Raw genomic sequence first — 14,720 nt, forward strand, 5'->3', positions numbered from 1 at the left:
AATTTCGATGATTAAATTTGGTGGGGACGACTATTTGCCGCAGCAACTCGACTACCCCATTTCAAAAGTTCTTTGGTACAGTCATCTCGGTCGATAACGCATTCAATTAGAGCTAGTCCTTGATGAGCCTGCGCCTGAGCGATCGCCGAACTTAGCTCGCCGACTGTTGACCCTCGATAGCTCCTGCCATTACCCTCCTCGGCGTTGAAGACCTGCACCAGACCCGCGTAGTCCCAATTTTTAATGTTGTTATAGGGGCCATCGTGGATTTCAACTTCGATGGTGTAGCCACGGTTGTTAATCAGAAAAATAATCGGATTTAGCCCATAACGAATCATGGTGGACACTGCTTGGACAGTTAATTGAAAAGAGCCGTCTCCGATTAAAGCGATCGCTCGTTTCTGCTGACCCAAAGCGATCGCATAGCCTAGTAATGCTCCTGTCGCCCAGCCAATAGAGCCGTACTGCATCTGAAACTCATAGGGACAGCCAGCAGGCAAGGTGATTTTTTGACCGTTAAACCAAGAATCCCCTGTTTCTACCAGCAACGCCGAGTCATCTGTCAAAATGCTTTGAACCTGTTCGCGGATCGCTCGATTGGTCAGGGGAGCTTCTTTTGGCAGGTCTTGAGTTGACAAAGATTCTTCCTGTATCCGTTTAAAAGCCTTGAGAGAACTATCGTTAGGCTTAATTTTATCCGCCAGGGCAATGATAAATTCTTGCATATAGACCTGAGAGTATTCTTGTCCTGCTAGGATTACCCGATCTGGCTGAACTTCAATCAGCTTTTCAGGCTTGACTAAGCAAGACCAGCCTACGGTAGTATAGTCATTGAAGATCGGGCCCGCAAACAAATAGGCATCGCAAGATTCAATAATTTCGGCACAGCCAGAACTACTAACTTGACCCCAGTAACAGCCAATATACTGAGTATGGTTTTCGGGAAACATCCCCTTAGCGTTAGGCATAATTGCCACGGCATATTGAGAACTGTCGGCAAGCTTTCTAAAAGCAGCGATCGCATCGAAGGAGCGTAATTTTACCCCAGCAACCAAGGCTGGTTTGACTGAGCGTTCTAGCCGAGAGGCAACCGCTTCTACAGCAGCTTTGAGAGCTTCGGGACTACTTTTTGTCTGAGGTTGAAGCTGCAAAGGTACAGAGTGGGGGATAGGGACATTAGCCAGATTGCAGGCAATTTCAATATAGACTGGCTTACGCTTGGCGATCGCTGCTGCCAAAGCCTGATGCAGTAGACGGTGGGCATCTTCAATGTGGCGAATCACCACCGCTTCTGTGGTAATTTCTTTAAAGATACGGTATGACTGATTAAAATCATACTCACCAGTTGAATGATGAATCAGATGATGCTGGGCGCGATCGTTAGAATTAGGTCCTCCTGAGATGACAATGACTGGTAAATCTTCAGCATAGGCCCCTGCGATCGCATTTACTAGGCTCAAACCGCCGACGGTGAATGTGACTACCACTGCCGACACGCCTTTAACTCTGGCATAGCCATCGGCTGCATAACCTGCATTGAGTTCGTTACAGCAGTTAACCATCTTGAGATTGGGGTTTTTTAACATCTGGTCGAGTAGAACCAAGTTGTAATCACCAGGAACAGTAAAATAATGCTCTACCCCAATCTTTTCGAGCAGTTGTGCCAGGTAAGTGCCAATATTTGGCTCGATGCTGGAGTTGTTTGTATTCATACTCGTTTAAGTAGGTAGTTTTTAAAAGTAGGGAGTAGGATAGGGGCGATTAGCCAATCTTACGAGAATAGAAAATTTATATTTGTTAGACAGTGATATAGGAAGCGTCATCAACGATCAAAAAGGTGACGGCTGCGGCGATTTCTTTTGGTTGAGCTAAACAAGGGGTTGCGCTTGACCCATAGAGATCGCCACCAAGTCAATATTTGTAAATATTTCTTAATTAGCCATAGTGGCATAATTGCGATCGCGTAAATAAGATTCAAGGTCGCTCAGTTTATCAAAATCGCGCTTCAATTCCGTAAAGTCTGCTTCATAGCCAACGTTCTCAAACCAGCGGTACATAGCAGTTATTTCTTCTCCAGCCTGCGGTTCAAATGCCTCAAAGGAAATTTGCTGATATTTGACGGGTTTTCCTAAAACGCGGCTAAACGAGTCGGCAACTTCGGTCATAGTCATCTCTACACTGGCGACTTCCTCGGCGCGGTTCAAGAAGTCTGCAGGTCGTTCAAACACCTCGGCAACCATTTTCCCGTAATCTTCCTCAGAAAGCTGCTGCAACTTTGTATCGGGGTTAAGGGGCTGAGGAAGAGTTCCTTTTTCAATTATTGGGAGCATTGCCTGATAGTTAAAGAAAAAGAAAACTGGACGCATAATTGTGTAGGGTAGTCCACTTGCTCGGACATATTCTTCAACTTGAAACTTACTGTCAAAATGAGGAACACCAGTATTGCGTTCTGCACTACCCACTGAGCTATAAACAAAGTGCTGAACCTTTGTTGCTTTGGCTGCATCGACGATCGCCTTACCCTGACTGATTTCGGCTTCTACTCCGCCTCTAAAGTCCTGCATCGAAAAAATACCATAAATGTTTTGTAGAGCGCGATCGATTGAATCGCGATCATTGAAGTCGCCTTCTACAAGTTCTGCGCCAGCTTGTTTAAGTGCTTGGGCAGCAGGCTTGTTCTGGTCACGTACCAAAGCGCGTACTGAAAATTTTCCACGTTGTAAAAGATGACGAGCCACAGAGCCACCTTGGTTGCCAGTTGCGCCAGTGACTAGAATTGTTTGATTTGAATTTTCCATTTTATTTTCCTTGTAAGTCGTTTATTTAGGTTAGTTAGTTTCTCTGTAAAGTTTGCATTCAAAACAATGTAATAGTTTTCGCGACTTGCAGACCACGCTTTCTTAGATTTAGTAGACTTTATTTAGGGAAAGTCAAAATCTTTCCTTAAATATCTTTAGCTAAAAGCTAAGGTGAAGCCCTTTAAAACATTCCGCCGTCAGCTGCGAGGGTGCTGCCAGTGATATAGGAAGCGTCATCGGAGACTAAAAAGGCGACGACTGCGGCGATTTCTTTTGGTTGAGCCATACGTTGCAGTGATGCCATGGTCTTAATTACAGTATCAGGCGGTAAGTTTTTGAGCGCTGGGTGGGTGTAAAGCTCGGCATTCTTTTCCGCCATGTCTGTCGCCGTACCGCCTGGTGCGATCGCATTGATGGCAATTCCCCGTTCTCCCAATTCAGGAGCTAGATTAAGCACCATTGCCGAAACGGCAGCTTTGCTGGCAGCATAGAGAGTATGATAAAAAACAGGAATTTTGGCGCTGACAGAAGAAGTCAACAGGATACGTCCACCTCTAGGGAGATGTCGAGCAGCAGCCTGGGCAACAAACAGTTGACCAGCGACATTCACGGAGAACACGCGCTCAAAATCTTGCGGAGTAATATCTTCTAGTTTTCCAAAATGCTCGACACCTGAATTGCTGACCATAATATCGAGTTGACCAAAATGCTCGACTGCTTTGCTCACTAGCTGCTCAATTTGGTCAATCTGACTTACATCAGCCTGTATTGCTGTAGCTTCGCCACCCTGCTGCTCAATCTGCTTGACGACTTCTTCGGCTTTTTTGGAGCTACTTCTGTAATTGACCACCACTTTCGCTCCTTCTTGTGCCAATTTCAGCGCAATCTCTCTGCCAATTCCGCGGCTCGATCCAGTAACAATAGCGACTTTTTCTTTTAGCTTATTCATTTGTATTCTCCAGTATTTTTTTGTCGATATATCAGCTTACTTTTCAAGCAGGTGAAGCCTATCGGCGAGGCAATTCACCTTTACATTGAACGTTTTGGAACTCGCTCAAATTTAAAGTGTGAGCTATGCTTTTTCGCCAAAAATACCTGTCAGCATTTACTTAACGACTCAGGTCGCGATATAACCGCCATCTATCACCAAAGATTGACCCGTTACGTATGAAGCCGCATCTGAACATAAGAAAAGCACAGATGAAGCAATTTCTTCTGGCTTGCCCATTCGTCCCATCGGAACCATATCTGCGAACTGTTGATTGGCAGTTTCAACATCGCCCGTTTCTTCTCCAAATCGCGTCATCATCTCTGTATTAGAGTCTTACTCTCAATACCCGCCCGCATTGTTAAATGCAAAATCCAGGCAACCATAGGTTTTTACCGTCTTATTAACCAGTGCTTCTATTTCAGAGGCTTGGGAGACATCTGTTTTGACAAAGACAGGCTTGATTCAGCTTGCTGAATCAAGCCAACTGTTTCTTCGCCTTCTACCTCACGTCGGGCTGCAACGACGACTTTTGCCCCTGCTTTGCCAAAGGCGATCGCGGTTGCCCGACCAATCCCAGAACTCCCGCCTGTCACCATTGCAACTTTGCCATCAAATTGATTAATCATTTTTTCTCCGTAATAGCGTAAACTATAGTTTATGTATGCGTTAACTCATGGGTTCGTAATTGCTGAGTCACAAATTCCCAATTGACCAAATGTTCTAAAAATGCTTGAATAAAATTAAAACGACGATTTTGATAGTCAAGACAGTAAGCGTGTTCCCAAACATCGCACCCCAGCAAAGGAATTTGCTTATTGATCGTGGGATTCATAGCATTTCCAGTTCTGACAACTTTGAGTCGATCGCGATCGAGTACCAACCAAGCATAGCCATTGCTAAACTGTGTTGTTCCTACATTTCTAAACTCGGCAGCGAAGCGGTCTAGACTGTCAAAGTTAGCAATCAGTTTCTCAGCCAGCCATTGATTCGGTTGACCGCCTCCGTTTGGTTTCATACAGTTCCAGAAGAAGTTATGATTCCATACTTGAGCAGCGTTGTTAAAGATATCTGCCTTAGACCTGTCGCCGTAAGTTTTGAGGATAATATCTTCTAAAGATTTATCAGCAAATTCAGTTTCTTTAACCAGGACATTAAGAATAGACACACAGGTTGCGTGATACTCGTCATGATGGAACTCTAATGTTTTTTGGGACATATAGGGTTCTAGGGCATCATAAGCATACGGTAAGAGTGAAAGTTCAAAAGCCATGATAAATTTGTTTCAATATTGCTGAAAATATAGAAAGAACTGTGCGAAATTTATCGTCTCGTCAGCTCTGTCTACTGCTTGATTTCATCATATTGAAAATACTTCTGGCTCGCCCTAGGCAAAAAGTAAGTTGTCACCTTGACGATGACAGTGGTGTCAACCTTGACTTTCGACTAGTCTTTGACTGAGGTAAATAGATCTCTAACTTTAGTTATATGCAAATAATTTATTAATGTATTACAATCAAACGAAACTCTTATGGTTCAATTTTATTTCTAGATTAAGATTACCTCTTGCAAAATTAAAGCAGGAAGCTAATCTCTATTGTATTAGGTTATCTTAGGAGAACTCGCCAAATATGCTACCACAGCGTGATAAGCTAGTTGAGCGATCGCAACCAGAGCGCATTGCCCAACTAGAAGCAGAAAACAAAGCTTTTCGGGCTGAGATTGTCAGCATACAACAACAAAAATTAGAAATCCTCAATCGAGAAAAGACTATTCAACAATACGCTGCGGACATGGCAGCCCTTAACGAAGCATTACAAACCGAAGTTTGGCGCTGCCAACAAACTGAAGCTGCTCTAGATGAAAGTGAACGGCTCTTCTATTATACCTTTGAGCAAGCTGCTGTCGGCATGGCGATAGACGACTTAGACGGTCGCTGGCTGCGAGTCAATCAACGGTTTTGTGACATGGTAGGCTATAGCGAAACAGAACTCATGGCACTTACGTTTGCCGACATTACCCATCCCGATGACCTCGCTACCGATCTCGCCTTGATTCCTCGCTTAATTCGTGGAGAATTGCCTTTCTACCAAAATGAAAAACGCTACATTTGCCAGGATGGTTCTTTGCTTTGGGCAAGCATAACCGTATCTGCCGTCTGCGATGCTACTAGAAAGCCTGTCTGCTTCATCACTACTATGCAAGACATTAGCCAGCGTAAAGAAGCTAAACTGATCGCCCAAGGGCAACAGATGGCACTCCAAAGCAGCCTTGCTTATCTTGCTACCGAGCCAGAACTCAATAATTTTTTGGGGCAAGTCCTTGCCACAGTCGTCGAGCAGTTCAATGCCCCAATTGCCGACATTTGGATACACGATGTCGAGCAAACAGTGATCAAACTTCATTTAACACATTGGAACACTAAGCTTCTTCGCAATCAGCCCGATGCTTTGAACCAAAGTCCGATTCCTTTGTCTGCCTTTGAGCAGGGTTCAGCTTGGGAATCCCTTGTCAGGCAGCAGCCGTTTGTATATTCAGATTTACCAAACCATCCTGATCTAAAGCTTCTTCGCTCTTTGTCAGCCGTGCGCGACGGCGTTCAAACAATGGCGCTGATTCCCCTCGTTTGTGGTGACGGATTTTTGGGTACCTTGACGATTAGCTATCTAGAAGGTTATTTTTGTTCGTCGGAATATTTACACCTTCTCGCTGCTCTAGGGCAGCAGGTCGTTTTAGCCATTCAACTGACTCGCTTAGCCGAAGATGCAAAACAAGTGGCGGTGGTTGAAGAACACAACCGTATGGCGCGAGAAATTCACGATACCCTCGCCCAGACTTTAAATAGTATTTCGCTGCAACTCAATAACGCTCAATACTACTCCACTCATGACCCCGCGATCGCCTGGGACATTATTGAACAGGCCAAAAATATAGCTCATTCTGGACTAATCGAAGCCCGCCGTTCGGTGTGGTCACTACATCCCGATGCCGAGCAGTACCGAGATTTAGCTGGGTCGCTAGAGCGAGCGCTGACTCTACTTACCCTTAACGCCGAGCTACAGGTCAGCTTCAAGCTGGTGGGAAGGGTGCAGCCTGTGCCACCCGACATCGGCATGAATCTATTACGAATTGGACAAGAAGCCATCACTAACTCCCTGCGTTACGCTCAAGCACAAAACCTGGAGGTAGAACTCAGCTTGGCGACAGATATGATTACCCTTCGTATTGAAGATAACGGCAAAGGATTTAATCCGCAACTGGCTAACGATCACGGTGGCTTTGGCTTAGTATCAATGCAGCAACGTTGCCAGCGCTTAAAGGGACAATTTACTCTCCGCAGTCAACCCGAACAAGGAACCTGCATCATCGTTCAGATTTCACTCACGTCTCCATCATCATGACTTCATCCCCCAAAATCAAAGTTTTAGTAGTTGATGATCATCCGATGGTGCGAAGCGGGTTAATAACGATGCTCGATTCAGAGCCGGGTTTAGAACCTATCGGTGAAGCTAAAACAGGAGTCGAGGCGATCGCGCAGTTCAATACGCTGCATCCCGATGTGACGCTGATGGATTTAAGCTTGCCAGAACTAACTGGAGTCGAGGCGACCGCAGCGATTCTTCAAGACTTTCCCAACGCACACATCATCATTCTCACTTCCTATGATGGCGATGAAAACATCTATCGGGGGCTACAAGCTGGAGCTAAAGGTTATCTACTTAAAACTGCCGAGCGGGCTGAACTATTAAAGGCAATTCGGACGGTATTTGCTGGACAAAATTATGTTTCGACATCTGTGGGTGCTAAATTAGCCAGCCGTATGAATAGTCCACAACTAAGCGAGCGCGAAATCGAAGTATTAAAGCTGTTAGCCAAAGGTAACAATACCAAATCCATTAGTGCTGCGTTATACGTCAGCGAAGGAACGGTCAAATTTCACATCACTAATATTTTGCACAAATTGGACGTGAGCGATCGCACTCAAGCGGTTGTTGCTGCCTACCAACGGGGAATTGTCAATCCCCAATCTTAAGTTAGTAGATAAATGAGGTTATTCAGTTATAAATATGCTAAATAGTTAGTTGCTTTTACGGGTGGTATAGCTTCTGGTCAGGCTACGGCAATAATGTCGGCATCTAGGTCAGCTTTGCTAGGTGGCGGTATTAAAAAACGTTTTTAGTATAGTCATTCCCAATAATTTCCGTATGATTCGTATGATTTAACCAGATCATCTAAAATCGATTTACCAACTGTAATTCGTTACCAAGGTCATGGTCAAACTGAGAAAACTTATACCTATCACTATCTTAATCAAGTCCCTCTTGGCGATGGTGAAGATGCTTTGTTAGTGAATTGGCGTTGAGCTGAAATACGTGCAAAACCGTGCCACATCGTTCTATAACCCTGATCATTGTTGGGTTGTCTCTTTAGAACTTTATAAACAAAGATTTGAAGCTGTTAAAGAACTTGTCTATCAAAGTTTTAGAGAATTACAGCTAGAACCACTGACAATGCTTCAAATCGAACGCTTAATTTGTACGGCGATCGCTCTTCTACGAAGCTAACTGTAGCGACCCGAAATGTGCGATTCGTTTCTAGGTGAATACTGTTGCTAATCCTATCTTTTTGCCTCGACGATGCAACTCTAAATACAAATTTTGAGCATCGATTTCTTGCTGAAATTCTTTGAGGAGATTGAGAACAATTTTTTGACTACGAGATTGTTTAACTGGCATAAAAACAAATGGTTATAAAACTAGATTGCTCAAAAATAAGAGAAATAGAGCGATTTTAGAAAACTTTATTAGAGAAAAATTATTGTAGGGATAAATAAACGGCTGCGCCGTAGTTGTTAGTCCCTGCGGGGGGTACCCCTTGGCTAGTCTCAATCAAATAGAGCGGGCAGAATTGGGATTTTAAATCCAAATCCCCTGCGGACAAGCCCTTACTGCGTAGTTAATTTGAACTAAAAAGCGCACCGCCCCGTCGGGGAAAACCTCCGACATGGGTACGGAGCAAGCAACTAACGATTAATAACTAATAACTTTTTGATAAATATATCTGTAGTCATGCTTTCTGCTATTTTTTAAGTTGTTTTTGGGTTGTTTGCGGTTGATTCCCAGAATGGGTAGTGTGCCACACTGCTGTTAAACCACCAACTAATGCCACCGCCGCGATCGCACCAGCGGCAATGCTTGCCAAACCAGCCAGACGGTTGTTTGGCTTTGGTTGACCTGATTTTGTGGGCTGATGATAATGATGATGATGAAAAATCTCATCACTCAGCCATTCTGTCGTGGCATTAAAGTTATGTATGGGAGTAGGCAGCATTTCTAAATAGGTAAGACTACGAATCGAGTCTCCTGCTCGACCTTTAACCTTCACTTTATCAAAAATATTAGCGACTCCATTACGGATACCTAACTTCATTAAAGTGCCTCGCATACTGGCATTGACGGGATGCAGTTCTTTATTTTGCGACAGTGCCATTAAATTCTTGGCAATAGTCTTTCCCTCTTGATAGGCGATTTGAGCGCCGGGAGGATAGGAGCGATCTAGAACTACAGCACAGTCTCCTGCTGCAAATACTTCAGGAAAATCTAATAGCTGTAAAGTATCTGTCACCATAGGTAAGCCGTGTTTATCGCGATTTTCATCGCCAATAGATAAGGTCTTGAGCAGAGGATTATTTGCCGTACCTGCCGTCCAAACTACTGTTTGTGTTGAGATAGTTTTAGTTGATTCTTCGTTTTCCAGCTGATATTCTAGGCGATCGCGCCCTACTTTAGTGACTTTTGCTCCTAATACTAGTTCAACAGGTATAGCTTTGTCTTTAAGTGCCTTGAGGGCAGTATCTCGCAAATGAGAATTAACATCTCCCTTGAGGATTTCTTGACCGTGATTAACCAACACAATCCGTAAGAGTTAGACCAATAGGTCGTTTGGCTGGCGGTAGCTCGGTTACAATTATGACCGTGGCGATCGCCGTAAGCCCACCTGCCGTAAACCCTTGAATACCCTTCACCATAATCATTAGAGAAAAGGTTGTTACCAGACTAGAGGCAATAGAAGCAACCAGAAATAAACAGATGCAAACCAAGAAATAGCGTCGAACCGAAAAAACTTTTGAGAAAAAGCCAGCTACAGGTATAGATATTATCAGAGCTACCAGATAACCATAAAGAACCCATGCACCAAATTGTAAAGGAACGCCCAAATCTCCTGACATATTATTGATGGCAGGAATAGTACTTTGCAAGGCAAAAATCGCCATAAAAGCTGCTAGGGAAGCAGCAATAACTCCAATCCAGTCTCGAAAAGATGCTTGCTTAGTGGTCGGCGGTTGAGATGAAGTTGGAGAATGGCGATTATCGTTTTGGGAGTTGTTAACGCTTCGGCTAGTCATGCTGTTTTTTTCCAGGCATTAAAAATCATTGCTAAAACTCAACTTCAACTTCGTTTTTAGGAGGCTGATCGGGAACATTACCTCGACCATAATTAGGTGCTTTAACGTCTCTAATTCTTGGTTTCTTGGGTTTGTGTTCCTCTAACGATCCTGTTCTATCTAGTTTTTCATCAACGTTTTGCTCTTGGCGGTTTATTTCTTCACGGTTTGGCTCATTGTTATCTAAATTTAGTTCTTCTCGCTCTATTTGATCGTTATTTAGCTGTTCACGATTTAGTTCTTCACTGTTTATTTCTTCATTGTTGCTCTGTTGTTGGCGCTCTATTTCATTGTCATCAGGTCGATCATTTCCAGATTCCAAATTTTGACCAACGGTCACGATAGGCTTCGTATCACAACGCATTCCCTTGCTAGGGCAGCGTACATACGGCAAAGTGCCTTTGCCTGACGGCGACGCAGGGTCTGCCCTCTTACCGCCGACGCGGGGTCGTTGCTCCGTTTTATCCCGCTCCATTTCTTTGTTTCCTTGCCTAAATAACTCATTGCTTACTCCCTCATTTGTTTGAGCCAATGTTGTCTCTGACTTTAAGACATAAAACTGAATTGTCAAAGCAAATACAGTACAGGTTGCTAAAAAATTAATTGTTTTCTTCATTGCTTTTTACTTACTACTCACTACTTATTACCTCTCATCTCTCCATCGCCTAGTCTCTTTGTCCCGACCGTAGGCGTTACCGTTACCTCAACGGACATTAAGGCTTGTCCTGGCTTTACTGCTTGCCCAATTCGCACGCTTTTATTACCAACCTGCCCATTTACATCAGCGTAAATATTGGTATGATCTAGCTGAAGTTGGGCATTTTCTACTAGTGCTTGAGCCTGGTCTACTTTAGCTAAAGCAGCCTGGTACTGACGGCGATTTACTTCAATCTGTTCTTCAGTCGAATCGACTGCTTGCAAATCGCCTCGTCTAGTTTCTAGCTGACCTCTGGCAGTTGCAACGCGATCGCGGGATTCTTGGTATTGTTTTTGTGCTTGTGTGATTTTCTCAACTGCTACTTTTCGACTGGCTAAGTCCTGTTCGTAGGCAGTTCGAGCCGAATCCAACTGTTGCGCGCTGACAACTCCCCTGTTGTAAAGAAACTGATAGCGAGCGTAATCTGCTTTAGTCTTTTGAATGCTAGCTTCAACGCTTGCCAGTTGAGCTTCGGCTTCGGGAATATTGGCTTTGGCGACTGCAACTGCTGTTTCGGAATTGGCAAGACTGGCAAGAGCCGAATCTATTCCTCCATATGCCTGAGTATTTCGGGCGCGAGCATCTTTGGCAGCTAAGGCAATATTAGCCTTGGCTACTGCGGCTTGTTTTTTGGCTGCTTCGGTCGGTTCGAGAAAATCTATTGGTTCGGCATTGTCTATTTGCCGATCTTCTTTGTTTCTTGGCTTATTTTCAGTTGAGGAATCAGTCATGAAAACCCAGGTGAAGTTAAATTAATAGTATGATGGTAGTTTTTCAGTATACTTCTGACATTAAACCTCGATCAAGAACAAAAGCTTAAAAATACATTGGCAGATTTTAAAGAATAGAAATATGCTGCATTCGCATTCATAACATTTGAAGTAAACATAAATTGTGTCTTACATCGCTTCTTTAACTCCTTTTCAAATCCATATTTTAAAATCAGTAATGCTGTTAGTTAATATGTGTTCAGCATAAGTAAAATACCAAAGCGTTTCTTCTATTTTCTTGCTCAAATTTGCTAAAAGTTGTGATTGTTTAAATCTTTACTAGACATCTTGAGTTTAATCATGAAAAAATGAGGCGCGATCGGCTTCCCTGGTAGAATCGCGCAAACTTTAGCGAAAAAATATGATAGAAACGAAGAGCGATCGCTCTTCGGAAAAATTTATTTTCTGAATAAGGAACGGGAATATCCCAAAATTTTAGATAATGAATCAGTAATCTAATCGAATGTCTTATCATGGTCTTTGATTTGAAGTAACAGAGGGTTTGGCGATTAAACTCGATGAGCTAATAGCTTGTCATTTCTACTCATTACTTTTTTATTTCAGGACAAGATTAGGCAATTTTTAGCAAGATTTGAGAAGACAAACCCTATCTAGTTCCATATAGTGTAATTATTATTCGATAAATTTAAGTAAGCAGGTTCTTTCTATGTCCCAAACAGATACTCAACCTTCTGCAAACACTGAAGTTGAACAACTCAAGGAAAGAATAAATAGTCTAGAAGAAAAACTGCTGCGGGTTAGCAATATTTATCGTTATGAAACTCTCCAAAATCTTTTAAAAGAAGGCAAATGGTTAGAGGCAGACAAAGAGACAGTGCAGCTAATTCTATCAATTGCTGGTCAAACAGAAATAGAAAATTTACGTCCTGATGAAATAAAACTCATAGACTGTAGCGAATTGCAGGTAATAGATCGTTTGTGGCTTACCTATAGCGATAATCGTTTTGGTTTTAGTGTTCAGGTACAAATATATCAAGACTCAGGCGGTAGCGAGCAAACTACTATCGAACAAAATAGTCAGTTGCTAGAGAAATGGGGCGATCGCTTGGGATGGCGCAAGGACGGAAATTGGATTAAATGTAGCGATCTCAACTATTCTCAGGATGCAAAAAAAGGAGGACTTCCTGGTCTTTGGTGGAATTCTCCCTATGGATCTAAAATGACTAATTACTTTCTAGCACGATTGATAAATTGTCAAATTTGAGTCTGAGTCGCGAAATCATTGACCGCCAGCAGCGATCGCCGAACGCGGATAAATTTTTTGTTGATATTGATACAGTAATGCTTTTGTATACTTTCTATAATCAAAAATTGTATAGCAATAACCAAACCGCCAGCAGCGATCGCCAACGCTGCCAGTATATTCAACTGAAACTGCTGCAATCCTATAATAAACAGACCGTTAGCCAAAATTATTGATTTTGAATCAAAACCATAAATTTTAATTTTAATTTTATTTCTAGCTCGGACGTTGCTAAATAGGAACATGAACTAATAACTAAAATAAATGATTTATCTAAAAAAGCCTCGATTTATATCTGCTTCTTTAATACGTGCAACTAGCTATGCCGTAGCTATTACTTTACTATCTATTGGTGTTGGGGGTTGTGGTGGCGGCAAACAAAAAGAAGCTAACGCTAACAAGCCCCAGGCGATTCCTGTTAAATTAAAAACCATAGAATCAGCAACAGTAATTGACAGTAGCAAGTATGTCGGTTCTTTAGAGGCTAGAGAGCGAGTCACCTTGGCACCTCGTGTCGAAGGGAGAATCATCAATATCTATGCTACTCAGGGAGATCGCGTTAGCAAAGGAAATCCTATTGTCGAGCTTAAACCAACTCAAGAGCAAGATAACGTCAACGCTGCTACTCAAACCGTTAATGTTCAAAAAGCAAAATTAGGTCAAGTTCAAGCTGCATTGAGTACAGCAGAAGCCAATCGCGCTGGTGCTGCTGCCGACGTAGAGACTGCTAAAGCCAACCTTCAGGATTCACAGGCACAAGTACAACTGGCGAAAATTAATATTAAGCGAACCAGATTTTTAGTAAAAAACGGCGCACAGGCTCAACAAAATTTAGATAACCAAAATAGCACTCTCAAAACCAGTATTGCCCAGCGCAATTCTCAGCAAGCAACTCTCAATGCCAAAATAGAGTCGCTTAAGGCATCAGAAAAACAAATAGACCAAGCCAGAGCCAATGTGGATGGACAATATGCATCTATTAAGCAGGCAGAAGCTCAATTAAGCTCTACAAGTCAAAATTTAGCCTACAATCAAATCGAGGCACCCATAGATGGCGTTGTGGGCAATTTTGATAACAAGAAAGTTGGTGATTATGTTAGTGCTGGTCAACAGTTGACCACCATCACCAACAATCAAAGCTTCGATCTCAATATTAATATACCTGTTGAATATCGCGATCGCCTTAAGCTAGGACTATCAGTAGAGACCATTAATAATGATGGTAACCAAGGAGTCGAAGGAAAAATTACTTATATAGCCCCGTTAGTTAACCAAAATACTCAATCTGTTCTGACTAAAGTTACTTTTGTCAATAAAGCAAGTCTTAAAGATAAAGAATATGTGCAGGTTAGAGTAATTTGGAATAAAAAACCAGGGGTATTAGTTCCAACTACCGCTATATCTACTATGGGAGGGCAAGATTTTGTTTATGTTGCCAAAAAAGGCAATCCTCAAGAAAAAAAGGATACCAAGTCTTCAGCCAAAAAGGTCAATCCTCAAGGAAAAAATGATGCTAAGTCTTCTGGCACATCCTTAATGGCACAGCAACAACCAATTAAGTTAGGCAACATTCAGGGACAAGACTATCAAGTTATCTCTGGTCTTAGAGCAGGAGACAGAATTGCCGTTTCTAATCTCCTTAATCTTAAAGATGGCACAGCTATTATGCCTGCTAAGTCTGCCCAGAAACAACAGGCTGTTTCTGAAGCGAGTAGCAAATAGTACTAATTTACTGATAACTAATTTTTTACTTAAATA

17 protein-coding genes and 1 pseudogene are annotated in these 14,720 nt (G+C 42.6%); 5 read left to right on the forward strand and 13 right to left on the reverse strand.

Annotated features, from left to right (window positions below; translation table 11 throughout):
* Positions 1-11: 11 nt before the first annotated feature.
* The 6 genes from SLP02_RS10185 to SLP02_RS10215 all read right to left on the reverse strand — a co-directional run bounded on the left by SLP02_RS10185 (position 12) and on the right by SLP02_RS10215 (position 5,059).
* Positions 12-1,712, reverse strand: a complete 1,701-nt coding sequence (locus SLP02_RS10185; RefSeq protein ID WP_319420545.1) for a thiamine pyrophosphate-binding protein — start codon at positions 1,710-1,712, stop codon at positions 12-14.
* 219 nt (positions 1,713-1,931) lie between these two features.
* Positions 1,932-2,798 carry an NmrA/HSCARG family protein gene (locus SLP02_RS10190; RefSeq protein WP_319420546.1) on the reverse strand — a complete coding sequence of 289 codons (867 nt, stop codon included), beginning with the start codon at positions 2,796-2,798 and terminating at the stop codon, positions 1,932-1,934.
* A gap of 181 nt (positions 2,799-2,979) precedes the next feature.
* Entirely contained in the window at positions 2,980-3,747 is a 768-nt protein-coding gene (locus tag SLP02_RS10195; protein ID WP_319420547.1) for an SDR family NAD(P)-dependent oxidoreductase, read from the reverse strand.
* Positions 3,748-3,915: 168 nt separating this feature from the next.
* Positions 3,916-4,107 carry an SDR family oxidoreductase gene (locus tag SLP02_RS10200; protein ID WP_319420548.1) on the reverse strand — a complete coding sequence of 64 codons (192 nt, stop codon included), beginning with the start codon at positions 4,105-4,107 and terminating at the stop codon, positions 3,916-3,918.
* 95 nt (positions 4,108-4,202) lie between these two features.
* On the reverse strand, positions 4,203-4,415 hold the full coding sequence (locus SLP02_RS10210; protein WP_319420549.1) for an SDR family NAD(P)-dependent oxidoreductase: 213 nt from the start codon (positions 4,413-4,415) through the stop codon (positions 4,203-4,205).
* Between the two features lie 29 nt (positions 4,416-4,444).
* Complete coding sequence (locus SLP02_RS10215) at positions 4,445-5,059, reverse strand: superoxide dismutase (RefSeq protein WP_319420550.1); 615 nt, start codon at positions 5,057-5,059, stop codon at positions 4,445-4,447.
* Positions 5,060-5,417: 358 nt separating this feature from the next.
* On the opposite strand from SLP02_RS10215, the gene SLP02_RS10220 reads away from it, so the two are divergent.
* The 3 genes from SLP02_RS10220 (at position 5,418) to SLP02_RS10230 (ending at position 8,351) form a co-directional block, all read left to right on the forward strand.
* Positions 5,418-7,187, forward strand: coding sequence for a GAF domain-containing sensor histidine kinase (locus SLP02_RS10220; protein WP_319420551.1), 1,770 nt, complete (start codon positions 5,418-5,420; stop codon positions 7,185-7,187).
* Positions 7,184-7,819 (forward strand): response regulator transcription factor, encoded by a 636-nt coding sequence (locus tag SLP02_RS10225; protein WP_319420552.1) that lies wholly within the window; start codon positions 7,184-7,186, stop codon positions 7,817-7,819. The genes SLP02_RS10220 and SLP02_RS10225 overlap by 4 nt, the downstream gene beginning before the upstream one ends.
* A gap of 340 nt (positions 7,820-8,159) precedes the next feature.
* Positions 8,160-8,351 carry a hypothetical protein gene (locus SLP02_RS10230; protein WP_319420553.1) on the forward strand — a complete coding sequence of 64 codons (192 nt, stop codon included), beginning with the start codon at positions 8,160-8,162 and terminating at the stop codon, positions 8,349-8,351.
* A 30-nt stretch (positions 8,352-8,381) separates the two neighbouring features.
* Here the strand turns inward: SLP02_RS10230 and SLP02_RS10235 are convergent, their stop codons facing one another.
* From SLP02_RS10235 to SLP02_RS10260, 6 genes and pseudogenes are all read right to left on the reverse strand, one after another.
* Complete coding sequence (locus SLP02_RS10235) at positions 8,382-8,522, reverse strand: hypothetical protein (RefSeq protein WP_319420554.1); 141 nt, start codon at positions 8,520-8,522, stop codon at positions 8,382-8,384.
* Between the two features lie 343 nt (positions 8,523-8,865).
* Positions 8,866-9,699 (reverse strand): NAD(P)/FAD-dependent oxidoreductase, encoded by an 834-nt coding sequence (locus tag SLP02_RS10240; RefSeq protein WP_319420555.1) that lies wholly within the window; start codon positions 9,697-9,699, stop codon positions 8,866-8,868.
* The gene (locus SLP02_RS10245; RefSeq protein ID WP_319420556.1) at positions 9,689-10,192 is read right to left on the reverse strand and encodes an MFS transporter; all 504 of its coding nucleotides are present in this window, start codon (positions 10,190-10,192) and stop codon (positions 9,689-9,691) included. The genes SLP02_RS10240 and SLP02_RS10245 overlap by 11 nt, the downstream gene beginning before the upstream one ends.
* A 31-nt stretch (positions 10,193-10,223) precedes the next feature.
* A complete protein-coding gene (locus tag SLP02_RS10250; protein ID WP_319420557.1) occupies positions 10,224-10,847 on the reverse strand; it encodes a hypothetical protein in 624 nt (207 codons plus the stop codon).
* 20 nt (positions 10,848-10,867) lie between these two features.
* Positions 10,868-11,659: an HlyD family secretion protein gene (locus SLP02_RS10255; RefSeq protein WP_319420558.1), complete on the reverse strand. Its 792-nt coding sequence runs from the start codon at positions 11,657-11,659 to the stop codon at positions 10,868-10,870.
* Positions 11,660-12,101: 442 nt separating this feature from the next.
* Positions 12,102-12,206 (reverse strand): annotated as a pseudogene (locus SLP02_RS10260) (IS1 family transposase); the annotation flags it as partial.
* Between the two features lie 159 nt (positions 12,207-12,365).
* Here SLP02_RS10260 and SLP02_RS10265 point away from each other — a divergent pair.
* Positions 12,366-12,923 carry a GUN4 domain-containing protein gene (locus SLP02_RS10265; protein ID WP_319420559.1) on the forward strand — a complete coding sequence of 186 codons (558 nt, stop codon included), beginning with the start codon at positions 12,366-12,368 and terminating at the stop codon, positions 12,921-12,923.
* Here the strand turns inward: SLP02_RS10265 and SLP02_RS10270 are convergent.
* Entirely contained in the window at positions 12,914-13,207 is a 294-nt protein-coding gene (locus tag SLP02_RS10270; RefSeq protein WP_319420560.1) for a hypothetical protein, read from the reverse strand. The two genes, SLP02_RS10265 and SLP02_RS10270, sit on opposite strands and share 10 nt — an antisense overlap.
* A 19-nt stretch (positions 13,208-13,226) precedes the next feature.
* On the opposite strand from SLP02_RS10270, the gene SLP02_RS10275 reads away from it, so the two are divergent.
* Positions 13,227-14,684, forward strand: coding sequence for an efflux RND transporter periplasmic adaptor subunit (locus tag SLP02_RS10275; RefSeq protein ID WP_319420561.1), 1,458 nt, complete (start codon positions 13,227-13,229; stop codon positions 14,682-14,684).
* Positions 14,685-14,720: the final 36 nt, after the last annotated feature.

The organism is Pleurocapsa sp. FMAR1 (assembly GCF_963665995.1).
Classification (GTDB): Bacteria; Cyanobacteriota; Cyanobacteriia; order Cyanobacteriales; family Xenococcaceae; genus Waterburya.